The organism is Pseudoclavibacter sp. CFCC 14310 (assembly GCF_008831165.1).
Taxonomy (GTDB): Bacteria; Actinomycetota; Actinomycetes; order Actinomycetales; family Microbacteriaceae; genus Pseudoclavibacter_A.
In genome coordinates this window covers 17,779-40,673 of the sequence record NZ_WBKC01000001.1, presented here as the reverse complement: position 1 = coordinate 40,673, position 22,895 = coordinate 17,779, and the positions used below count along the sequence as shown (strand labels likewise).

The window sequence follows — 22,895 nt, the reverse complement described above, 5'->3', positions numbered from 1 at the left end:
TTTGACCAACAGCGCGTCAGCGAGCAGTGGACTCGTGCTACTGGTCTGATCAGTAACACACTTGGCTGTTGTCTGACACTGGCTGGTAACAAACGACCCCGACGATGGACTCATCACAACCGAGGAGTTGATCGCAAAGATGTCTGCTTCGACAACACATGACCCGGCCGCAGAACCCGGCGGCACCAGCCTGACCGGGCTTTCGGCTGCCGAACTGGTCGCCGCCTACAAAGAGGGCGATCTCGAGCCGCAGGCCGTCGTCTCGGCCAGCTTCGAGCTGATCGAGAAGAGCGAACCTGCGCTGCACGCCATATACGACAGCTTTCCCGAGGAGGCTCTTGAGGCAGCACAGGAATCGGCGAGACGCTGGGCCAGCGGCCACGCTCTCGGGCCGCTCGACGGCGTGCCCGTCACGCTGAAAGAGAATCAGAAGGTCAAAGGCCGCCCGACGCCATGGGGCTCGGCGGCCACGACGCCGGTTCCCGCTGAGTCGAACGCTCCCGTCATCGACCGGCTGCAGAGCGAAGGCGCCATCATTCTGGGGCGCACGACGATGCCAGAGCTCGGAATGCTCTCATCGGGCGTCTCGTCGCTGCATGAGACGGTGCGCAATCCGTGGAATCTGGCCTGGAGCCCGGGAGGTTCGAGCAGCGGCGGCGGCGCGGCGGCGGCGATCGGCTACGCCCCGATCAACTTGGGGTCAGACATCGGCGGCTCGGTGCGACTGCCCGCATCTTGGTGCGGAGTCGCAGGCTTCAAACCCACGTTCGGTCGCATCGCGGTTGATCCGCCGTACTTCGGTCGGCACATCGGGCCGATGGGGCGCAGCGTCGCCGACCTCGCGTTGGCTACCGGTGCGCTCGCCGGGCCCGACGACCGTGACCCCTACAGTCTGCCGAAGCAGCGCATCGACTGGGCGGATCTCACGTTCGACCCGGCAGGTCGACGCATCGGCCTCGTGCTCGACGTCGGCGACGGGGCTGCGGCCGACCCCGAGGTGCTGGATGTCGTGCGACAGGCGGCAGAGGTCTTCGAGCGGGCCGGGGCGACCATCGTCGAGATCCCTCCCTTCCTCGAGAGCGGAACGATCGACCTCATCGACCTCTTCTGGCGCATCGGTCACTGGAACGACTACTGCAGAATGGATCCCGAGCGCCGCAAGCTGCTGCTGCCGTTCATCGCCGAGTGGTGCCGTGGAGGCCACGGCATCAGCGGTGAGGATGCTCTGCGCTCGCATGATGCGCAGTTGGACGTCGCACGGCGCACGATCGCAGCGACTGCAGATGTGGACGTCATCCTCTCGCCGGTCTCACCCGGTGCGGCGTTCCCCGCTGAGTGGCCGATGCCGAGCAACGATGTGAACGATCCCATGTCGCATATCGGATTCTGCGTAACCTACAACATGTCAGGACAGCCGGCAGTCAGCGTCAACGGAGGATTCACTGAGGCCGGCAGCCCGGTCGGTGTGCAGATCGCTGCAGCCCGATATGAAGATCGTCTCGCTCTGGCGGCCGCGCACTTCTTCGAGAGTGAGCGACCGGCGAGCGCCGTACGCCCCTGGCCGACACTCTCGGCCTGATCCACCTCCATGACCACCGATTCCGAGCTCTGCACAGTCGAACCGTAACCCCCCTGCACAACCCTGAGGAGCAAGCATGTCAGTCAACAGATCACTTACTCTGCGCCGCATCGGCGCAGGTCTCGTCGCGACAGCAGTCGCCATCTCTCTCTCGGCCTGCTCGGCCGGGGGCAGCGGCTCTGGAGGCTCCGGCGCGGCCGATGACGCGGCCACCGTCACTGTGGGCATGGCCGCGTCACCGGCTGGCCTGGACTTCACCACCAGCGGCGGAGCGGCCATCTTCCAGGCGCTCGCGGGCAACGTCTATGAAGGCCTGGTCAAGCTGGACGACAAGGGCCAGATTCAGCCGCTGCTGGCAACAGACTGGAAGGTGAGCGACGACGGCCTGCGGTACTCGTTCACCCTGCGTGACGGGGTCAAATTTCACGACGGCACTGCATTCGATGCGGATGTGGTGAAGGCTTCGCTTGAGCGTGTGCCGCAGTGGAAGGCGAACACCCCGTCGAACCTCGCTGCGATCGACCATGTCGAAGTCGTCTCACCCACGCAGGCCGACGTGGTGCTGTCGAAGCCCGACTCAGATCTGCTGTTCTGGCTGACGACGGTGCTGGGCTCGATGATTGCGCCAAACTCGGTGGCGACCATGTCGACCACGGCGAATGGCACCGGCCCCTACACGTTCGTGTCGTACGAGCCCGGCGTCAAGATGAAGCTGAAGCGCAACGACAGCTACTGGGGCACGCCGGCGAAGAACGCCGAAGTCGACCTGGCATACTACGCCGACGCCTCGGCCGCAGCGAACTCGCTGCGCACGGGCGAGACCGACGCGCTCTTCCAGGCTGAGGCATACGACCAGATCGATGCGTTGAAATCCGATTCGAAGTACACCGTGACCGAAGGGTCGACGCAATCGGTCGTCGTGATGCCGATGAACGAGGCGAACCCGGCGCTGAAGGATGTTCGCGTGCGCCAGGCGATCACACACGCGATCGACAAGGATGCCGTGCTCGCCGCGGCCACCAGCGGTCACGGCACCGTGCTCAACGGCCCGTCAGTGCCCACCGACGCCTGGTTCGAGGAGTTCGGCGAAGCCGGAAAGCACGATCCTGATCAGGCTGAGCAGCTGCTGCGAGAGGCCGGGGTGTCTGACCTGTCGCTGACCTTCACCGTTCCGAACCGCCCGTATGCGCAGGCAGCCGCTCAGGTCATCCAGTCGAACCTCTCGGAGGTCGGCATCAAGGTGAACCTCGAGGTGCAGGAGTTCCCCGCGGTCTGGGTCGAGAAGACGATGACCGGCAAGAACTACGACCTCACGGTGACCAACCACATCGAGGCGCACAACATGACGAACTTCGGCAATCCGAAGTACTACTGGTCATACGACAATGCCGACGTGCAGTCGGCGTTCGCCGAGGCGAAGGCAGCCACCGATGACTCGGCGAAGACGGCAGCCATGAAGAAGGCACAGCAGCAGATCGTCGACGACGCAGCGGCAGTGTGGCTGTACAACACTCCGAACATCGTGGCCTCCAAGGCCTCGGTGACAGGTCTTCCCACGGATTACTACGGAGCGGGCATCGACTTCTCGCAGGTCACCGTCAGCAAGTAGGCCGCGCTCGGATGGTGGGCAGCCTGGGCCTGTGCGCCCGACTGCCCGCCATCCGGCAACCTGACCTCTCTCTGTCTCGGTCGGAAAGGACTGAACAACATGCTTGTGTCCCTGTCACGAAAAGTCCTGTCGTTCGTGGCGTCGGTGATCGTGGCGTCGGTCGTGGTGTTCCTGCTGCTCAGCGTCATGCCCGGTGATCCGGCCAGAGCGCAGCTGGGCACGGATGCCACCGAGGCCGATGTCGAGCGGCTGCAGCAGCAGCTCGGTCTCGATCGTCCACTGATCGTGCGCTATTTCGAGTGGATCGGCGGGTTTCTGCGCGGTGACCTCGGTACCTCATACGCGAGTCACACCGCCGTGGGCCCACAGATCTTCGAGGCTCTGCAGGTCTCTCTGATTCTTGTGCTCTCGGGCATCATCGTCGCCCTGATCATCGCATTGCCACTCGGCACGCTGGCCGCAGTACGTCGCAAGCACATTGACGGGGCCTTCTACTCGGCTGTGAGTCAGGTGGGCATCTCGATTCCCAGCTTTCTGGCGGGCCTGATTCTGGTGACGGTCTTCGCCGTGATGCTCGGCTGGCTGCCCTCTGGCGGATGGTCGGCGCCGGGTGAGGATTTCGTCGGCTTTCTGCAGCATCTCATCCTTCCGGCGCTCGCACTCGGGCTGGTGCGCGGATCGATCCTCTCTCGATACATGCGCGGATCGGTTCTCGATGTGCTGCGAGAGGATTTCATGCGCACCGCGAGGGCGAAGGGGCTTAAGCCCTGGCAGGCCATGCGCCGGCATGGCCTGCGCAACGCGATCGTGCCGGTGATCACGGTCACCGGAGTCGAGTTTCCCGCGCTGATCATTGGGGCGGTCGTCATCGAGACGGTGTTCGTCGTCCCCGGCATGGGAAGCCTGCTGCTGCGCTCGGTGGCCAACCGAGATCTCATCCAGGTCCAGGGCATCGTGATGGTGATCGTCATGTTGGTGCTGCTGGTGAACCTAATCGTCGATGTCATCCACACGCTGGTTGACCCACGTCTGAGGAGTGTCGAATGAGTGTCAATACCGTAGCTCTCTCTCTGGCCGCGGTGCGCCGACAGAGTTCGCGGCTGAACGGATCGCTGATCGTCGGTGCCATCCTGGTGGCGCTGATGGTGCTGCTCGCACTGGTCTCGCTGGTATGGACTCCGATGGATCCGCTGGCGACAGACCCCACCCATCGTCTGGAAGGGCCGAGCGCCGTTCATCTGCTCGGAACCGACGGTCTCGGCCGAGACATCGCCAGTCAGATCATGGCCGGCGCTCGACCGCCGCTGATGGTCGGGGCGGTGACGGTCTGCATCTCTCTCGTGCTGGGAGTGCCTTTCGGCATCACCTCGGCGATGTCAGGCAAACGTATCGGCGGCGTCATGATGCGGTGGAACGACATCGTTCAGGCATTCCCTCCGCTGCTGCTCGCCATCATTCTGGCCGCTGTGTTCGGTGGCAGCACGACAGTGGCCATGATCGCCCTGGGCATCGGTGCGGCACCGGGTGTCGCCCGGCTCGTGCGCTCCGGAACCCTGCAGGTGCTGAGTCGCGAATACTCGATGGCCGCTCGTGCTGCGGGTCGTGGCCCGATCTTCAGCGCCTTCCGGCACGTGCTGCCGAACATCCGGGGCATGCTCATCGTGCAGGCTTCGGTCGGATTCGCTGTGGCCATTCTGGCCGAGGCAGCGCTGTCATACCTTGGTGCGGGCACACCGGCACCGACACCTTCGTGGGGGCGCATGCTGCAGGAGGCTCAGAGCTTTCTCTACGTGCAGCCGCTCACTCTCGTCTGGCCCGGTCTCGCCATCGCGGTGACTGTGCTGGGCTTCAACCTGCTGGGCGATGGCCTGCGAGATCGTTTTGACCCGCGAATGGAGGCAACACGATGAACACCCTGTTGACGATAGACGGGCTGCGTGTCAACGCCGGTCGCAAAGAGCTGGTACACGGGCTGGATCTGACGATTCAGCGCGGCGAGCGCATCGGCCTGATCGGAGAGTCGGGATCAGGCAAGTCGCTGACCTGCCTGTCGATCATCGGGCTGCTGCCCGATCCGCTGACCTCGACTGGCACGATCGCGCTTGACGGCGTCGGAGACCTGTCGCAGCTGGACGAGGGGGAGTGGTCGAAGGTGCGTGGAGATCGTCTCTCGATGGTCTTTCAGGAGCCCATGACCGCGCTCAACCCGCTGATGAAAGTCGGCGATCAGGTCGCCGAGATCATCGGCCTTCACTCGTCTCTGCCACGCACGGCGTGCAGAAGCCGAGCGGTCGAGCTTCTCGACGAGGTGCAGCTGCCAGACCCTGCACGCGCCGCGACCGCGTTCCCTCACGAACTGTCAGGAGGGCAGCGCCAGCGCGTGATGCTGGCGATGGCCATGGCGAATCGCCCCGATCTGCTTCTGGCCGACGAGCCGACGACGGCGCTCGATGCGACGGTGCAGGCACAGGTGCTGGAGCTGATGCGTCGACAGGTGCGGCAGCATGACGCCTCGCTGCTGTTCATCACTCACGACTTGGGCGTCGTTGCGTCGCTTTGCGATCGCGTCGTCATCATGCAGCGAGGAGACGTCGTCGAGACCGGGCCGATCGATCGGGTGTTCACCCAGCCTCAGCATCACTACACGCGCGCGCTGCTGGCGGCGTCACAGCTGCGCACACGTGCAGACGGGCGTCTCGCCACAGTGGTCGATCTCTCGCAGGCTCGTGACCGCGCCGCCCAGGTGCCGGCCGCTGTCAGAGATTCGAGCACGACCAGGCCGCAGCTGACACCGGCCGCACACACCTGGCTCGAGCCCTCTGGCGAAGCGGCTACCGACAAGGTCTTTAATGCCGTTGCCGCATCAGAGCCCGAGCCGATTCTGCGGGTGCGCGATCTGGTGAAGACCTATCGAACCTCGAGCGGCCCTCTGGGGCGCAAACGAACGGTTGAAGCGCTGCGCGGCATCTCTTTCGATGTGCGGCGAGGCGAGCGGTTCGGCATCGTCGGTGAGTCGGGCTGTGGCAAGTCGACGCTGCTGCGTCTGCTCACGGGGCTCGACAACGCCACGTCTGGCGAGGTGTCGATTCTGGGCAATCAGATCGAATCGACGAGAGAGTCACGTCTGCGATGGCTGCGTGAGTCGGTGCAGATCGTCTTTCAAGACCCAATGGGGTCGCTCGATCCCAAGATGCGCGTGCTCGACATCGTCTCAGAGGGTCTGCGCGGAGTCTCGACCGAGGAGCGCCGCGAGCGGGTCGTCGCCCTGCTGAAACGGGTGGGTCTTGCCGCAGAGGCGGCTGATCGCTTTCCGCATCAGTTCTCAGGCGGTCAGCGACAGCGCATCGCCATCGCTCGGGCCCTGATCATGAAGCCGAAGGTGCTGATCGCCGATGAGGCGGTATCGGCGTTGGATGTGTCGGTGCGGGCCGAGGTGCTGAACCTGCTCGACGAGTTGGTGCACGAAGAGAACCTGACCATGGTCTTCGTGTCGCATGATCTGCATGTCGTGCGCCACTCGTGTGAGACGGTTGCCGTGATGCGAGCGGGGCAGATCGTCGAGGCCGGCCCCGTCGACGCCGTGTTCGACGCACCGAAGCATGACTACACAGAGCGTCTGCTGGAGGCCATTCCGAGCCTGGATCGCGCCGCCAGCTGAGGTCGGGTGCCTTCGTCGGCGAACGCGTAGAATACTGGTCGGGCCAGCTCTGGCTGCTGTTCTCTCACTCTGCCATGTCGCCGGAAGAGAGCTGCAGCGCCACAGGTGCCCACGCCGGCTGGGAGGCCGCACCGATGTGAGGAGACAGCATGGAGTTCAGCCCGGTTCGACGAGTGAACGCGTATGAGCAGATCGTCGAGCAGATCGAGCAGGCGGTGATCTCGGGCGAGCTGCAGGCCGGCGACCGGCTTCCCGGCGAGCGCAAACTCGTCGAGACCTTCTCTGTCAGCCGATCGACGGTTCGTGAGGCCATGCGGGTACTGCACGCGACGGGCCTGGTCGACTCGCGGCCAGGCGACCCTCGTGGTCCTGTGGTGCTGCCGTTCACCGCCGAGGTGCTCGACGGGCCGCTGCAGAGAATGGCTTCGCAGGCCGGCACCACCAGGGTCGAGCTGCTGCAGTTTCGTTTCATCATCGACGGTGAGGCGGCCCTGCTTGCTGCCGCACATCACGATGACGAGGCGATCGCCGAGATCGCACGAGTGACTGATGAGATCCATCGGCTTCTCGAATCTGGCCAGGTCGGCCCAGAAGCCTTCGGGCCATGGCTCAAACGCTTTCACCAGGCGATTCGGGCCGCCGCCAAGAACCGTCTCATCGAAGTGAGCGGCGCGGCCTTGAGCGACGCGCTCACGCACATCGCGCAGAGCCGACTGAATGAGCCCGGTGACCGTCAACGCGTGGTGCAGCAGTCGGCCAAAGACGCAGGGCGTCTGCTTGAGGCGATCAAGCAGGGAGACCCGACTGAGTCCCGTCGACTGATGACCGGGAACATCTTTCGGTACTACGAACAGGTGCTGACCGATGAGGAGCAGACTGCGCTGAAGCCTTTGATCGGGTGAGCCGCAGAGGAATCAACGTTTCACGTGAAACATCTGACCCTCACGGCGAGCAGTGGGGGACTGCTACGCCGCCAGGTGTGCGATCTCCTGGCGGTGCTGCACCGCTTGATCCAGCACGTCGGCAAATGCCGGATCGAACCACTGTTCGAGCGTCTGCACGTAGCTGCGCGTGGGGTGATTGTCATCGATGTAGATCAGCCGGCCGCCGATCGCCGGCGGGCAGCTGTCGGCTGTGCAGAACAGGTGCGCGAGATCGAGCGTGAGCACGCCGGGGTCATCGGCCAGGGGCTGCGGCAGCACGTCGGCGAGATCGACGTCGGCGAGCACCTGGTCGCGCGGCGTCGCGCACTGGTCGACCGCCAGAATCGTGTCCTGCGCCTGAGAGACACAGAGACTCGGCGCCGTCGAGAAGCGCGGGTTGTCGCGCATGAGCACGACCGGGGTGCCCAGCTGCGTGATGCGCTGCACCTGCGTCACCAGAGCATCCTCGAAATGGATGTCAGGCGAGTCGGCGACCGACACGTTGCCGACGGTGAACACGGCATCGGGGTGCTCGGTCGCGACGGCGTCGAGCATGGTGTCGTTCATGGCCTGGCAGTCAGCGATGCGCTGCGTCTCATCGGGCCAGTATTTGCCGGTTCCCTCTGACTGCACCGGGCAGCCGCCGAGAATGAACGTGCGCAGCGTCCAGTTGTTGCGGTCGGCGAGTGGGGCGAGCAGGGTCATCCAAGTGTCGATGTGCGAGTCGCCGGCCACGAAGATCGTGCGATGCGGCAGCGTCGCTGGGTCGGTGGCGTCATCGGCCACGGTCGGGTCATTGGCCGGCTGGTTCACGCAGGTGATCAGCTCGCTGCCGTGTGCGTCGAGCGGGTCGCACTGTGACGACCAGTCTGCCCACTCGTTGTCGAGCCCGGTGACGGCAGGCTGCAGCGTGGTGAACAGCTGGGGCCCTTGGTAGTCGGCGGTGAGGATGCTGGCGCCGGGATTATCGGCGTTCGCACTGCGCCCGGTGATGCGGTTGATGTCGGCCTGCCAGCCGACGACCACCATGCCCAGTACGGCGGCGATGCCCACGACCCGGATGGCGGGGCGGCGGCTGGCACGAAGCGCACGGGCGATGTGAGGATGCCGTGTGAGAAACGGCACACGTGCTGCCGCGCTCGCCGCTGGCTGGCGCGGGGCGCGAACCGGCTTCTCGATGAAGGTCGTCGTCAGCCAGGCGAGGCCGATCGCAGCGGCGATGACCACGACGCCCTGCCACGCGCTGAGCTCAGTGGAACGCGTGTTCGCCTGCCAGAGTGTCATCAGCGGCCAGTGCCAGAGGTAGATGCCGTAGGAGATGCCGCCGAGCCAGGTGAGCGGCCTGGTCGAGAGCAGACGGTCGGTGCCGAAGGGGCTCGAGGTGCCGGGAACGCGACCGGTCTTGTTCGAGATGAAGATCAGGGCGGCGAAGGTGAGCGGCACCGCGGCGATGGCTCCCGGAAAACTTGAGGAGACATCCGCAATCTGACCGAAGACCAACAAGCCGATCACGCCCACCCAGCCGGCCACGAGACGGATCGGGCGCGCGACGCGCAGGTAGGGGAGCACCATGGCGAACAGGCCGCCGGCGGCGAACTCCCAGACGCGGGCCAGCGAGTCGTAGTAGGCGAACGGCTGGCGCGTGCCCGTGGTGACGATCGAGTACACCAGCGAGGCGCCGCCGACGAGAAGCAGGGCCACGGCGACGAACTTCTTGGGGCTGCGATGCAGCAGGCGTGCGACGACCACAGCGAGGCCGATCAGCAGCGGCCAGGCGAGAAAGACCTGCATCTGCACGGCCATGGCCCAGTAATGCTGCACAGGGCTCGCGATGTCGTCGTTGTGGATGTATGAGACGTTGTTCGCGGCGAGCACCCAGTTGACGGTGAACATCGCTGCCGAGGTGAGTTCGTCGACGATCTGTCGCCACCAGGCCATCGGGGTGATCAGGATGCTGGCGATCGCGGTGAAGGCGAGCACTGTCCAGGCCTGGGGCAGCAGGCGTTTGAACTGGTTGCCCCAGAAACGGCGCAGCTCGCGCAGGCCCTCGCGTGGCGTGGCGGTGGTAAAGCGGCGCAGCAGAGACGCTGTCATGAAGAACGCCGAGATGAAGAAGAACAGGTCGACGGCGCCTGAGACCCGGTGAAACCAGATGTGATATGCGGCGACCAGCAGGGCGGCGAGTGCGCGCAGGCCCTGGATGTCGGTTCTGTATCCGTTCGTTTGCTTGGAGTTCATCGTCTGTACAGGTTAGACGATCGGGTATCTGAGTCTCAGGTGGCAGTCAGGAGGGGGTCTTCGTGGCCAAGAGAGCTGTCGCTGGCGTCGGATGTGATATCGCGATCTGGGAAGAGCTCATGAAGCGCGCTGGTGAACTGGTCGTCGAATGAGCTGCTGAGGCTGGCGATGTACTGACGCGTCGGATGGTTGTTGTCGATGTAGGTGACAACTCCGCCAATAGCCGCAGGGCAACTGTTCTCTGGGCAGAACTCGCTGGAAAGATCCATTGTCGCAACCAGAGGATCGTCGGTGAGCTCTTTCGGGAGCAGTTCGTCGAAGGGCCGACTGTCGAGCACAAGACTGCGGTCGGTTGTGCATGCAGTGGAGGCAAGGTCAGGCGTCTTGGCGAGGCGTGCGGCGCAGTCGTTCTGTGACACCACGTATCGAGGGGTGTCTCGAACCATGATGACCGCGATGCCCTGAGCGGTGAGGGATTTCACAGTGTCTGCAAATGAGTGCCCCAAGACGAAGGCCGGGCTGTCTGGCTGTGACAGATTCGCACTGGTGAAGACGACGTCCGGTCGTTGCTCGGTGAGAGTGGACATGCGGTAGTCATTCATACGAGCGCAGTTGAACACGCTGGCGGTGTCGCTGGGGTCGAGCTTCGCGTCGCCGTCTCGCTCGAACGGGCACATGTCCATGTGCAGCTGACGCAGTGCCCAGCCTTGTGCCTCGGCCTGTGGGGCCAGCGCAGTCATCCACGTGGCGGTGTGGGAGTCGCCCACCGCAGCGATGCGCAGCGTACTCTGGGCAGCGCTGACAGAGTTTCGGCAGTCTTGACCGTTGTCAGTCCCAGCTGCGCGTGAGCATTCCCCGATTGCCTCAGGCCACTGTGTGGTCAGCGTGGTGAGTGAAGGCGAGAGGCGCGTGAAAATCTGCGGGCCGTCATAGCCGACGGTGAGAGCGGCAGCACCGGGATTCTGCGTGCCGTCACTCTTCTTCGTCAGATGGCTGACGCTACCAGCCCAAGTGGTGATGGCGAGGACCAAGGTGAGACCCAATGCGGCGAGGCGAAACCGTGATGGAGTCAGAAGTTTGAGTTTTCGACGTGGATGGACAGCCGCACGGGTCTGGCCGTCTGTGGCCTGAAACGGTTTCGCAACAGAAGAGTGCCTGATCGGCGCTTCGATGAACCGGGTTGTGAGCCAGGCGAGCACGATGGCAAGCTCGACGACGACCACGCCCTGCGGAAAAGTCAGCTGAGCTTGGTCGTTGTGGGCCAGCCACAGGTTCATCAGCGGCCAATGCCAGAGGTAGATGCCGTAGCTGATACCTCCCAGCCAGACGAGAGGCCGAGATGCAAGCAGTCGATCGGTTCCGAATCGGCTGCCGGTGTCATCTGCGAGGAAGATCAGTGCAGCAAACGTGAGCGGCACCGCGGCGACGATCCCCGGGAAGCTGGCTGAAACGTTCAACACCATGCCAAAGCACAGCAGCCCAAGCAAGCCCACCCACCCGGCGAGGAACCGCAGCACCCGAGGAAGTCGGATGTGCGGCAGGGCGATGGCGAACAGGGCACCTGCTGCGAATTCCCACACTCGCGTGAACGTGTCGTAATAGGCAACGGGCTGATTCTGGCCCGTGAGATAGATCGAATAGGCCAGGGATGAGACTCCGACGACTGCCAGCCCTACAGCAGTCATGGCAGTCGCGTTGCGCTTTAGCTTTCGCGCCAGCCACACGAAGGCCCAGATGAGCAATGGCCAGACGAGGTACACCTGCAACTGCACGGCCATTGCCCAATAGTGCTGTACAGGGCTGACGATGTCGCCGGCGTGCAGGTAGTCATTCCCGTTGGCGGCGAGTACCCAGTTGACCGTGAAAGTTGCCGCACCGATGAACTCATCGATGAGCTGGCGCCACCACGTCATCGGGGTGATGGCCCAAGCCGCAACGAGGGTGAAGACCAAGACTGCCCATGCCTGCGGCAGCATACGCTTCATGAGATTGCCCCAGAAACGACGGATTTCTTTGGCGGGCCGTGTCTCTTGGGCGGCAAACCGTCGCAGCAGCGAGGTCGTCATGAAGAACGCGGAAATGAAGAAGAAGAGGTCGACTGCCCCGGATACCCTGTGAAACCAGATGTGATAGACGGCGACGAGCAGTGCTGCCACAGCCCGGAGTCCTTGAACGTCCTTGCGGTAATGCGGCTTTGGGGCGGCCTCTTCCAGGGGTGAGCGGGGCATGACGGTTCATTGTAGAGGGGGCGGCTACCGCCTGCAAAGTCTGTGCACAGATTCGAAGTGTGCGCTCGTCGCGAGAAATGCACCTCTCAGTTGGTAGAGTAGGCAACGGTGTCCAGGCATTATTCAAGGGTTTGGCACATTCCGCACTTATCTGTTTAGGGAGTTTCCTCGTGGACCTGCTCATTGTCGGCTCCGGCTTTTTCGGCCTCACCATCGCGGAGCGGGCGGCGACCCAGCTCGGACTGAAAGTCACCATCATTGAGCGTCGCAACCATCTCGGAGGCAACGCATACAGTGAGATCGATCCAGAGACCGGCATTGAGTACCACAAGTACGGTGCGCACCTCTTCCACACGTCAAACGAGCATGTGTGGGAGTACGTCAACAAGTTTACGAAGTTCACCGACTACCAGCATCGGGTCTACGCGAACTATAACGGTGTCGTCTACCCTCTGCCGATCAACCTTGGCACCATCAACCAGTTCTTCAATGCGGCTTATGGCCCTGACGAAGCCCGTGCGCTCATCGCCGAGCAGGCTGCTGAGCTCGAAGGAAAAGAGCCGGAGAACCTAGAAGAAAAGGCCATCTCGCTGATCGGCCGCCCGCTTTACGAAGCCTTTATCAAGGGATACACGGCCAAGCAGTGGCAGACCGACCCGAAGAAGCTGAGCCCGGACATCATCAATCGTCTCCCCGTGCGGTACACGTATGACAACCACTACTTCCGTGACACGCATGAGGGCCTGCCGGTCGACGGCTACACACCGTGGCTGGAGCGCATGGCAGATCACCCAAACATCGAGGTCAAGCTCAACACGGACTTCTTCGACGAGTCGCAGCCCTTGAATAAGACTGCCCTGGTCGGCAAGGTCCCGATCGTATACACCGGCCCCTTGGATCGATACTTTGATCACAAGCTTGGTGCGTTGTCATGGCGCACTCTCGATTTCGAGAAAGAAGTCAAGCCGACGGGCGACTTCCAGGGCACCTCGGTCATGAATTACGCCGATCAGAATGTGCCGTACACGCGCATTCACGAGTTCCGACACTTTCACCCGGAGCGTGACTACCAGACCGATAAGACCCTGATCATGCGCGAGTACTCACGTTTCGCCGGTGGAGGCGACGAGCCGTACTACCCGGTGAACACGCCAGAGGATCGCGAGAAGCTGGAAGGGTATCGCGAGCTCACTGAGGCAGAACCGCAAGTGCTGTTCGGCGGGCGCCTCGGCACCTATAAGTATCTCGACATGCACATGGCAATCGGATCTGCGCTCAGTCGTTTCGACAACGTCGTGCGTGACTGGTTTCAGAACTGAGTCGACAGCAACAGAGAGCGGTATGCAATGAGTAAAACTACTGGGACTGAGACCAATACAAAATGGGAGACTGTTCAGAAGACCGTCTTTCCGATCGACGTTGACCCGCTGGTCGAGCCTCTATACGTTGCATGGGGCGAGGCGCTCAGTGGATCCGGAACGCAGACGCAGGATGCCGAGAGGCTTTCTGGACTTCGCCGTGCGACCGATTCGGGAAGTGTCGCAGTCGGGGCCAAGGTGAAAGACGGGAATCCCCAGCTTGCTGACCGGGCTCGTTACTCCGCATTGCTCCCTGTCGGACAGCGTGTCTCATTTGCCACCTTCTTTAATGCGTTTCCTGCGGCGTACTGGGTGCAGTGGACCGATGTGCCTGCCGTCCAGCTCAAGATTGTGGTCAGCGGTGACATCCGTATCGATGTGTACCGGTCGACTTCACGAGGAACGTTCAACCGTATCGGAGGTGCGCTCTCCGCGCAGGGAGAGACCACGTTCGAGCTGCCTCTGAAGAACTTTGGTGACGGCGGCTGGCTTTGGTACGAACTGGTTGCCAACGAACCTGATTCCAAGTTGATCGAGGCCGAGTGGCAGGTTGATTCGTCATGCCGTCGCCTAGATCACCCGGGAACGTTTGCAGCATCTATCACGACCTACAACCGCCCCGATGACTGCGTGACGCAGATGCAGCGCTTCGCCAGCGAGACCTCGTTGCACGACCGTCTGACTCGTCTGACCATTGTCGACCAGGGAACGGATCTTGTGCAGGAGGCTTCTGGGTACGACGCGGCGCAGAAAGCACTGGGTGATCAGTTCGCGCTTATTCGACAGGGCAACTTGGGTGGTTCAGGTGGGTTCGCTCGAGGCATGTACGAAGGTGAGCGGTCAAAAGCTGACTACGTCATCCTCCTTGACGACGATATCCTCATCGAGCCTGCCGCGGTTCTTCGTGCCGTAGCGTTCGCTGACTACTGCCGGAAGCCGACGCTGGTCGGTGGGCACATGCTGAACCTGTACGAGAAGTCAAAGGTGCAGAACTTCGGAGAGTACGTCAAGGAGTACCCGTTCCGTTATGGTCCTGTGAATGAAGACCTCGTCGACTTTGACTTCGCTCAGAACGATCTGCGCACTACGCCGGGACTTCACCGACGCATCGACGTTGGGTACAACGGCTGGTGGATGTGTTTGATCCCCACTGACGTCATCCGTGAGATCGGCCTTTCTCTGCCGGTGTTCATCAAGTGGGACGACGTCGAGTACGGCGTGCGTGCAGACCGACAAGGATTCTCGACGGTGACCTTGCCCGGTGTCGGTGTCTGGCATATGCCCTTCGTAGAGAAAGACGACCGGCTGGACTGGCAAGCGTACTTCCACCAGCGCAATAGGTGGGTCGCAGCCATGGTCTACTCCCGCTACAAACATGGAGGCTCGCTGCCTGCAGAGAGCTTCGCAACTGATGTGAAGCATCTGTTGGCGCAACAGTACTCTGCGGTCGCCCTGCGCATCCTTGCCCTGCAGGATCTCCTGAAAGGCCCGCAGCATCTCCACGAGACGATCGGCCACCGAGCAGCCGATGCCAGAAAGCTGCGACAGAAGTACTCTGACGGCCAGCTCATCAAGCATGTCTCAGATTATCCCGAGGTCAGCCAAGATCGACCTGCACGCCGAGGGCGCACAGCCGGAGACCCGAAGAATCGCATGGAGTGGCTGAGCATGGCTGGGTCTGCCATGCTCAAGAATCTGGTGAAGGGGAAGCCCAGCACCAGCCATCCAGAGAGCCGAATCTCTGCTGCAGATGCAAAATGGTGGCGCATCGCTGCCAGTGACAGTTCGCTGGTGTCAGCTTCCGACGGTAACGGGGCCAGTGTGTATCGTCGTGATCCGGAGACGTTCCGTCGGCTCTTTGCACTGTCCGTCAAACTGCACAGGGAGCTAGTGGGGCGCTGGGATGAGCTGTCGGAACAGTACGCTCGTGAGCATCACGCCTTCACCTCTGTTCAGGCGTGGGAAGAGACCTTCGAACGTAATGCAGTTACAGACCCTGGGCACAAGCAGAAGTAGTTCACTACTGGTAGTGGGCGGGTGCTGAAATATGTCGAGGAGACACGCGGCTTACCGTGTCTCCTCGACATAGAGTTTGTGCGAACGCACTACTAAGTGTTCTGCGCTATCTGTATGTGTGATCACTCAGATTCTTGAACGCGCGGTTCAACGCTGGGCAAAGCGAGATAAACGAGGCGAGCGTTCTCATGGCGATTCCGAGTGATCCCGTCCAAGACCAGACCGACGGTCCAGATCATAACTCCTAGAGTCGCGAGAGACGAAGCGAGCACAGCCGTCGGAAGTCTCGGAACCAGGCCGGTCTCCATGAATTCGTTCAGGATTGGAACTCCGAGTGCGACCCCGACCAGTGCAACAAGGGCCCCCAACAATCCGTGAAAGGCCATTGGGCGCTCATGTCGAACCAGGTCGGTGATGAGCCGGAGGATCTTGAATCCATCTCTGAAGGTGTGGAGTTTGCTCTCAGTGCCTTCGGCTCGATCCTTGAATCCAACCGGAACCTCAACATGCGGAATACGCAGACTGAGGTAGTGGACGGTGAGCTCCGTCTCGATCTCGAACTCTTTGGACACTGCTGGGAATGACTTCACGAAGCGTCGTGAGAAAACGCGGTAACCACTCAGCATGTCGGTGACTTGGCTCTTGAAAAGGCTGCTCACAAGCCAGTTAAAGGCACGGTTACCGAGGGAATGTCCTGACCTATATGCCGATTGAGTGGTCTCTTTGCGGACACCGAGCACGTGATCATAGGGCCCTGAAAGTAGGGTTTGAATCATGCTTGGCAGTGCATCGGTTCCATACGTGTCATCACCGTCAATAAGCACATAAATGTCTGCGTCGATGTCTGCAAAGGCCCGGCGTACGACGTTCCCCTTGCCTTTGGTGTACTCATGACGCACAATCGCTCCGGCTTCCGCAGCGATTTCAGCGGTGTTGTCAGTGCTCCTGTTGTCATAGACGTAGATGTCCATGGTTGGGACTGCAGCCTTGAGATCCAGCACGACCTTACGGATCGCCGCCTCTTCATTGTGGCAGGGAACAATCGCTGCAATCGAGAAACCAGAAACGTCTAGCGGCACTTCCTGTGATTCCATGCAGATTCAATCCTTGGTTTCGTGTGTTTATACGGCAGATATAGTATAGCCGCTGCCCGTCGGCCGCATGTCGCGCCTCTGAGACGGTAGGATTTGCCGTGCTGCCAGACCTTGGGGCGATTGCAAATCTTCTGACAGGAGTTGAACCGTGGTATCCACCCGGAAGACGATGATTCAAGGGTTCATCGTACGTGCTTGGGCGCTGACAGCGAGCCCGATGGCAGTATTTCTCATCATGGGGGCCTGTTCCATCCTGGCTTTTGCCATCTTGTCGCCAGCGGGAACAGGCCCGGACGAGGTGAACCACATCTACCGCGTGGCGGGTATCGCGAATGGCTGGATTCTCCCGCATCAGTACGGAGAGGCCGAGGGGATGCCTCTTTGGGGAGGCGAAGTTCCAGAACAGCTGCATCATGCTCTGCATACACTGCCACAGGCCCCTGACTTTACAGTCACAAGCGCCTACCACGAGGCCATCAACGCACAAGAAGGCACTGTGCCGGTCAACATCCCGAATACTGAGGTGTACTCGCCGGTACCATACCTGCCTGCATTGCTCGCCTATGGATTGTCCTGGGGCTGTGGTTTCAGCGTGCTCACGACAATCGTGCTCATGCGGCTGTTCGGCGGAGTCGCTTATCTGGTGTTGACAGCGCTCGTGATCGTCTTGGTGCGCAACCGAAATATGCAGTGGCTCATTGCGGTGGTTGCGCTCGTGCCTGTTGGTCTGTTCCAAGCGAGCATTGTCTCCGCAGACACTCTCACCAACGTTGTGGTCGTTGCGTTTAGCTCGATCGCTGCGCTGGACGTCTTCTTGAAGCAGCGGCTGGTGAAGTCTCAGCTCGTTGTGCTGCTCATTGCCGCACTGGCGCTTCCACTGATGAAGCCAACGTATGTGTTGCTCGTCCCTCTGCTCCTCCTCGTGAAGAGCATGCGGATTTGGCTCCGTGTGAGCGTGACGGCTGCAGCCCTTGTGCTCTTCGCTTTCTGGTACAAGATGACCGGTACGGCCGGTTACGGAATGGGGTGGATGCGAGTCAGAGAAGACCGGTATCAAGTGCTGCCGAACGAACAACTTCAGGGAGTCATCCATGACCCTCTGTATTTTGTGAACAGTGTGATCAGAACGTTCTTCATGGACGGAAACGATTGGTTCACACAGGCGTTCGGCCAGATGGGATACTTCCACGATGGAACTCTCGCAGCATCAGCCGTCACGCCGATCGCGTCACTCATCGCACTCACGCTAGTCGCGAATCTATTCCTGCCCCAGAAGAATCTGCGGCTTGCCCGCTGGGCGACATCTGTCATAGTTCTTGTATCCTTGGGCGCCATTGTTGGAACGCTCTACCTGAACTTCACTGTCTTGGGGCGCAATTTCGTCGAGGGCGTTCAAGGGAGGTACCTCTACCCCTTCTTTGTTCTGGGAATCGTGCTCCTAGCAACTGCAATTCCTGCGAAGTTGGCACTCCCAGCCTCAGGATCGGCCGGTGGCTGGCAGAGATTTGTAGACACCCGCAAGAGTTGGAGAGTATGGGTGATCGGATGCTGCGCGGTATCGATCTTGTCAGCAGTCGTCACATTCATCATTCGGTATCGAATGGGAGTCTGAGCGACTCCTCGCGCCGTGAGTATGGTGCCTCGACTCGCCAACGCGAGCTTCGTTCGAGCTGACTGCCTAAGACAAAGCGATGCTGGTGGTGTTGTTTGTGGCGTTCCACGCGATAGAACCGTTCTGGAACTGCTGACGAGCGCCGCTCGGTGAGGATGTTTCCTCTGACACGGGGTACCCCAATTTCCCTTGGGCTCCACCGGCAGCGGCCCACGCGTCACCGATTCCTCCGTGCACGCTGTGCGCACCAGACTGTGGCGACCAGGTGTACAGACCGTTCTGGAAGCGTTGGAGCGCACCTCCGGCGCTCAGGCCTGTCTGCTCTTCCGCTACGGGGTAGCCGAGAAGACCCCGCTCATAGCCGGTGCCGGCCCATGCTGTGAGAATAGCCCCGCGAGTCAAGTGTGCGCCGGTCGTTGGGGACCAATGGACCTGGCCGCCTTGATAGACCTGCGCCGATCCTCCGTTGGAGAGATTCGTGTATTCAGGTGACGTCGGATACCTGAGTGTGCTCTCTTCTCGGCCGATTTCTCCCCACAAGTCACCGATGGCACCTCGTGTAATCCAAGGTCCGGTTTGAGGGCTCCAGGTGATCCTGCCGTACTGGAACTGCTGAGTGGCTCCACCGTCTTTCAGACCAGTTGTTTCGTTGCTCACTGGATAGCCCACTTGGCCTGACTCCCACCCGCTGCTGGCCCAGCGGTCTTGAATCGCTCCGCGAGTCATGCGCGCAGGGGTTTGCGGCGACCAATGTACCTGTCCGTTCTGAAATACCTGTGAGGCTCCGTTGTCCCTGAGCCCTACGATCTCATCGGAGGTTGGATAGCCAAGAGGGCCATTCTCCCAGCTGAGGCCTGCCCAGAAAGACTGAATAGCGCTGCCGCGCTTGGTCGCATGCGCACCGGTAGCTGGCGACCAGTGAATCTGACCCCCAACGAAGACTTGATACGCACCGCCTCCACGCAGCCCTGAGCCTTCAGCAGATGCGGCGGGGCCCAAATAGCTTCGCTCACGACCAAGCGCGGTGTACTTTGCGCCGATGGCTCCGGACGTGGCGTAACCAGCCGGACTGCCAAACCAGTCGCTGTACCAGAGAAAGAAATTGCGGTTGCCATAGCTCGAGCAGTCGTCGCCAGAACCGTAGCCGGCGTTCTTCGCGGCATTGTTCGGCTGGTACGGGGTGTAGATGTACAGCGAAGCAGTCGCCTGATTGCGAATATAGACGGTGCTACCGCCGCAGGCGGCGTTGGGGTTCCACTGCACATAGTTGTTCTGGCCGGCCCGGTAGGCGTAGGAATTCGGGTGTGCGGCGTAGTACTTGAACTGCCATGCTGCTCGGTAGATCTGGTTGAACAGGCCGTAGTACTGCGTGTCGCAGGCGGCATTGTCCGGGCAACCGTAGCCCATGGCAGTCTGATAGCGCCATGAGCTCGGCCACGTGTGATTGACGAGTGCGTTCTCTTTCTGCAGGGTGACCAGGAGCACCTTCTGACTGATGCCACAACTGCGTGCGACTCCGTCGATGATCTGGGCGGCGGTCTGTCGTTGAGACGGGTATCCAGAGCAGTAGGTGTCAGCAGGTTTGGCTGTCGTCTGCGTCGAGTAGTCTTTCAGACACGTGACGTCGCGCGGGTTGCTGTCGCGCCATGGTTCACAGTTCGGAACTCGAGCGTTGAGAAAACTCTGCACGTCGCCCGCAGTCATGGAGTTGGAGTCGTAGAAGTTGGCGTCTGAAATGATGTAGCCGGCATCGAAATCCCATGCGCTGGCGGCCTGGGCCTCATCAGCTTCTGCTGGAGCGAGCGTGAGCGCAGCGGCCACCACAGCCATGGTCGCCAAGACTGCAAAAGACGTTTTGAGAACGCGGATCATGACAGAGTGACCTCCTGCGTGGCCGAAGTGCCGACATATGCCGACGACGAATAGCTGAGGGTGACGTTCCACGTTCCTGCGCTCAGGGCGGCATCGTCGATGCTCAGGCCGTCACCACAGTTCACACCGTTTGGCCCCGCTGCCCCTGAGCCTGACGCCCGCAGCGAAGTCTCGCCTCGTGCGACGGTGAGGGTGCAGGTGCCGCCCTGTTCAGTGATATCAGTGATCAACCCGCCCACTTCGAAGGGGCGCGATGTGCTCCACCGGGTCAGAATGACGGAGACTTCGGCGCGTCCGTCTTGCGCTGTCTGCGAAGGTGTCGGCGCTGGTGTGTCTCGGGCTACGCCATCACCAGGGTCGTTGTCCTGCTCGTGCGCAGTCCCAGACCCCTGTGGCGAAGGCGACGGGCTGGCTTCACCGTTCGGCATGGCATCTGAAGAAGGCGTCGCAGACACAGAGGTCGAGGCTGAGGGCGAAGCAGCAGAGCTTGACGGAGAATCCGCCATGTTCGCGTCAGTATGGGCGCACGCGGTGGTCAGCAACCCGCATGCTGCGACAGCCGTTGCTGAAGCGGTGATGGCAAGTGTCTTGGGCAGACGCAGGTGGGAAAACACGCTTTCCACTCTACTGTTTGAGGTGGTGCAGGTTGTGGAACGGGTAATTGCACTGTGCTTCGTGCGAGTGGAGTGTCATGAGCACTGGTCTATGCGCAGCAGTGCCGACTCGCCGTCGCTCAGCACCGGCGTGAAAAGACCTTGGCTCACAGCTGCATCGATCGCGGCGAACTTGTTTCCAGAAGGGTCACCGCCGTCGAACTCGCCGGTGGACACGAGCAGGTAGTGCACGTTCAAATGCCGAAGGGCGGTGCAGACGGCAGGATCCGACTCAATTTGATCGAGGTGTTGGGCGATGAGCAGGCGATCCGGATCCCATTGACCGTTGAGATGCGGGAAGACCGGGCGTCTGTCAGCGTAGAGCCACGACAGCCCTGATCCGTCCCATGGATCTCCGAGAAGCAACTGATCTGCGGGCACGACGTCGGCGACCTGCTGCATGAAGGCGATTTGCCGCGAATCAACGAAATCCGTTGTCTTCACGTTCTCAAGGCGGTACTCATGAGCGGCGGCTGCGCCGACCGGGGCCCACAGACCCGCCCAGCCTGACGCAGCGACGATTGTGGCGCTCCCGAGTGCCACAACTCGCGGCCAACGAGTCAGCGCGGCGATGCGGAGCACAGCAAGCGTCGCCAGCGGCACGCCGAGCAGTGGCAAGAGTGCGGAGAGTCGATAGCGATCTTTGTACCAGAGACCGGTCAGAATCTTCGTCATGTCGGAGTTCGACCCAGCGGCAAGCGCGAAGAGCACGGCTATGAGTGCGTAGGCGACGACCATCCACCTGAGATCAGCCCTGCGCAAGGCAATGACGAGGCCTGTCAGAACGACGACGGCGAGAATGATCAGCGAGCCAGTCATATCGAGGCCCAAACCGACCAAGGCATTCTGGGTGAGCACCTGCCACAACCCGTCCCAGACCGTCTGCACAGCTTGAGCCTGAGGGCCGTTCAGATGGTCGCCGACGGGTCGTGACGCAACGTGGAAGACTCGGAAAACCACAAGGATGGCAGCGACCGCCGCAACGGAGACGAACGCGAACGCCCCACCGAGCCACCACAGCATCCGACGTCGCCTGGCCCCGCCTGCCTTCCAGGCGACGGCAATCGCGCGAGCACATATCCACAGCACCAGCGGCACGATCAGCAGCACCATGCTGACGAGAGATCGGGGGTGCGTGAAGAATGCGCCCAGCCACCAGACTGCGGCGAGTCCGAGCAGCATCCACCGGTCGTTCCAAGCCCAGGGGCGTACCTGATCGCTGACTGCTGGGGCCCAACGGGGCAGCCAGACGTGCGCGAGCAGCATGGCCAGCGCGAGGCCGCTGGGAAAGAGGGCGTACGCAAGAAACGTCGGGTACAGCACACCCCAGATCAGCAGAGCGTACGGGAAGAACCCGAAAGCCGTGCCGAGCAGCAGGGATGCGCACAGACCAGCCGTGCGCTGACGCTGGGGGACGACCAGACTGGTCAGCCAGGCGATGCCGGGCAGCCAGGCGACCGAGACGACGGCGATCGCCAAGGCATTGAACGCGACGCCGATGCTCACGCCTGTGATCTGACAGATCATTGCGGCAGCCGTGTGCCAGCCTGCCGGATAAGTGCTGAGCGTGCGGTCGGTGTTGATCAGGGTGCGCAGCTGCAGCGAGGAGGCGTTGCCCGTCTCGAGAATCGACTGTGTCGCGTTGAGGTGGAAGAGGTTGTCATAGCTCTGCGAGAACAGGTCGAACGACGGCACTTGATGCAGCAGTACCAATGCAAAGGCGACGGATGACACTGCCGAAGCTGTGACCGGGAGAAGTGCACTGAGACGAGGACAGCTCCAAAGAGGTCTCTTCTCTCGGATGGGCCACAGCACCGCAGCGATGACTGCCGCTGCGATGAGAACGTGAGACCAGTGGAACCGCAGATGGAGGAGGCCATCGATGACCCCAACACATCCGATGAGCGCCAGAGAAGCAGGTGCCGCCAGAGCCAGACGGGGCAGCGGGCGCAGCCGTAGCGGCAATGTAGCCAGAAGGCCGGGGACGCTGAGCCCGAGACATCCGGCGGCCAAGGCCGACGCGACCGCCCACCACGACACGTTATCCATGACGAG

The 22,895-nt window shown here is 61.6% G+C and carries 15 protein-coding genes; 9 read left to right on the top strand and 6 right to left on the bottom strand.

The genetic code is table 11. From position 1 onward, the window contains the following. Nucleotides 1-139 precede the first annotated feature (139 nt). The 6 genes from F8O06_RS00135 to F8O06_RS00110 all read left to right on the top strand — a co-directional run bounded on the left by F8O06_RS00135 (nucleotide 140) and on the right by F8O06_RS00110 (nucleotide 7,748). Nucleotides 140-1,579 (top strand): amidase, encoded by a 1,440-nt coding sequence (locus F8O06_RS00135; RefSeq protein ID WP_158036926.1) that lies wholly within the window; start codon nucleotides 140-142, stop codon nucleotides 1,577-1,579. Nucleotides 1,580-1,655: 76 nt separating this feature from the next. Further along, nucleotides 1,656-3,188: an ABC transporter substrate-binding protein gene (locus F8O06_RS00130; RefSeq protein WP_158030472.1), complete on the top strand. Its 1,533-nt coding sequence runs from the start codon at nucleotides 1,656-1,658 to the stop codon at nucleotides 3,186-3,188. 99 nt (nucleotides 3,189-3,287) lie between these two features. After that, complete coding sequence (locus F8O06_RS00125; RefSeq protein ID WP_158030473.1) at nucleotides 3,288-4,235, top strand: ABC transporter permease; 948 nt, start codon at nucleotides 3,288-3,290, stop codon at nucleotides 4,233-4,235. Beyond that, nucleotides 4,232-5,098, top strand: a complete 867-nt coding sequence (locus F8O06_RS00120) for an ABC transporter permease (protein WP_158036925.1) — start codon at nucleotides 4,232-4,234, stop codon at nucleotides 5,096-5,098. Before F8O06_RS00125 ends, F8O06_RS00120 begins: the two co-directional genes overlap by 4 nt. Then, entirely contained in the window at nucleotides 5,095-6,846 is a 1,752-nt protein-coding gene (locus F8O06_RS00115) for a dipeptide ABC transporter ATP-binding protein (protein WP_158036924.1), read from the top strand. The genes F8O06_RS00120 and F8O06_RS00115 overlap by 4 nt, the downstream gene beginning before the upstream one ends. Nucleotides 6,847-6,995: 149 nt before the next feature. Next, nucleotides 6,996-7,748 carry a FadR/GntR family transcriptional regulator gene (locus F8O06_RS00110; RefSeq protein ID WP_158036923.1) on the top strand — a complete coding sequence of 251 codons (753 nt, stop codon included), beginning with the start codon at nucleotides 6,996-6,998 and terminating at the stop codon, nucleotides 7,746-7,748. 63 nt (nucleotides 7,749-7,811) lie between these two features. Here F8O06_RS00110 and F8O06_RS00105 read toward each other — a convergent pair whose 3' ends face one another. Together F8O06_RS00105 and F8O06_RS00100 are read right to left on the bottom strand one after the other, a co-directional pair. Continuing rightward, nucleotides 7,812-10,007, bottom strand: a complete 2,196-nt coding sequence (locus F8O06_RS00105) for an acyltransferase family protein (protein WP_158036922.1) — start codon at nucleotides 10,005-10,007, stop codon at nucleotides 7,812-7,814. A gap of 35 nt (nucleotides 10,008-10,042) precedes the next feature. Beyond that, the gene (locus F8O06_RS00100; RefSeq protein ID WP_158036921.1) at nucleotides 10,043-12,235 is read right to left on the bottom strand and encodes an acyltransferase family protein; all 2,193 of its coding nucleotides are present in this window, start codon (nucleotides 12,233-12,235) and stop codon (nucleotides 10,043-10,045) included. 170 nt (nucleotides 12,236-12,405) lie between these two features. On the opposite strand from F8O06_RS00100, the gene glf reads away from it, so the two are divergent. Both glf and F8O06_RS00090 read left to right on the top strand, forming a co-directional pair. Further along, nucleotides 12,406-13,554: a UDP-galactopyranose mutase gene (gene glf, locus F8O06_RS00095; protein WP_225733298.1), complete on the top strand. Its 1,149-nt coding sequence runs from the start codon at nucleotides 12,406-12,408 to the stop codon at nucleotides 13,552-13,554. Between the two features lie 237 nt (nucleotides 13,555-13,791). Continuing rightward, nucleotides 13,792-15,609 (top strand): glycosyltransferase, encoded by a 1,818-nt coding sequence (locus F8O06_RS00090; protein ID WP_225733297.1) that lies wholly within the window; start codon nucleotides 13,792-13,794, stop codon nucleotides 15,607-15,609. 122 nt (nucleotides 15,610-15,731) lie between these two features. On the opposite strand, the gene F8O06_RS00085 is transcribed toward F8O06_RS00090, so the two are convergent. Continuing rightward, nucleotides 15,732-16,703, bottom strand: a complete 972-nt coding sequence (locus F8O06_RS00085; RefSeq protein ID WP_158036919.1) for a glycosyltransferase — start codon at nucleotides 16,701-16,703, stop codon at nucleotides 15,732-15,734. Between the two features lie 148 nt (nucleotides 16,704-16,851). Between F8O06_RS00085 and F8O06_RS00080 the strand changes: the two genes are divergently transcribed. After that, complete coding sequence (locus F8O06_RS00080; protein WP_158036918.1) at nucleotides 16,852-18,315, top strand: DUF2142 domain-containing protein; 1,464 nt, start codon at nucleotides 16,852-16,854, stop codon at nucleotides 18,313-18,315. Between the two features lie 66 nt (nucleotides 18,316-18,381). Here F8O06_RS00080 and F8O06_RS00075 read toward each other — a convergent pair whose 3' ends face one another. The 3 genes from F8O06_RS00075 to F8O06_RS00065 form a co-directional block, all read right to left on the bottom strand. Next, nucleotides 18,382-20,187: a hypothetical protein gene (locus tag F8O06_RS00075; RefSeq protein WP_158036917.1), complete on the bottom strand. Its 1,806-nt coding sequence runs from the start codon at nucleotides 20,185-20,187 to the stop codon at nucleotides 18,382-18,384. Continuing rightward, nucleotides 20,184-20,615 carry a hypothetical protein gene (locus tag F8O06_RS12105; RefSeq protein ID WP_192496771.1) on the bottom strand — a complete coding sequence of 144 codons (432 nt, stop codon included), beginning with the start codon at nucleotides 20,613-20,615 and terminating at the stop codon, nucleotides 20,184-20,186. Before F8O06_RS12105 ends, F8O06_RS00075 begins: the two co-directional genes overlap by 4 nt. Before the next feature lie 261 nt (nucleotides 20,616-20,876). Continuing rightward, nucleotides 20,877-22,889, bottom strand: a complete 2,013-nt coding sequence (locus F8O06_RS00065) for a DUF6541 family protein (RefSeq protein ID WP_318655866.1) — start codon at nucleotides 22,887-22,889, stop codon at nucleotides 20,877-20,879. Nucleotides 22,890-22,895 lie beyond the last annotated feature (6 nt).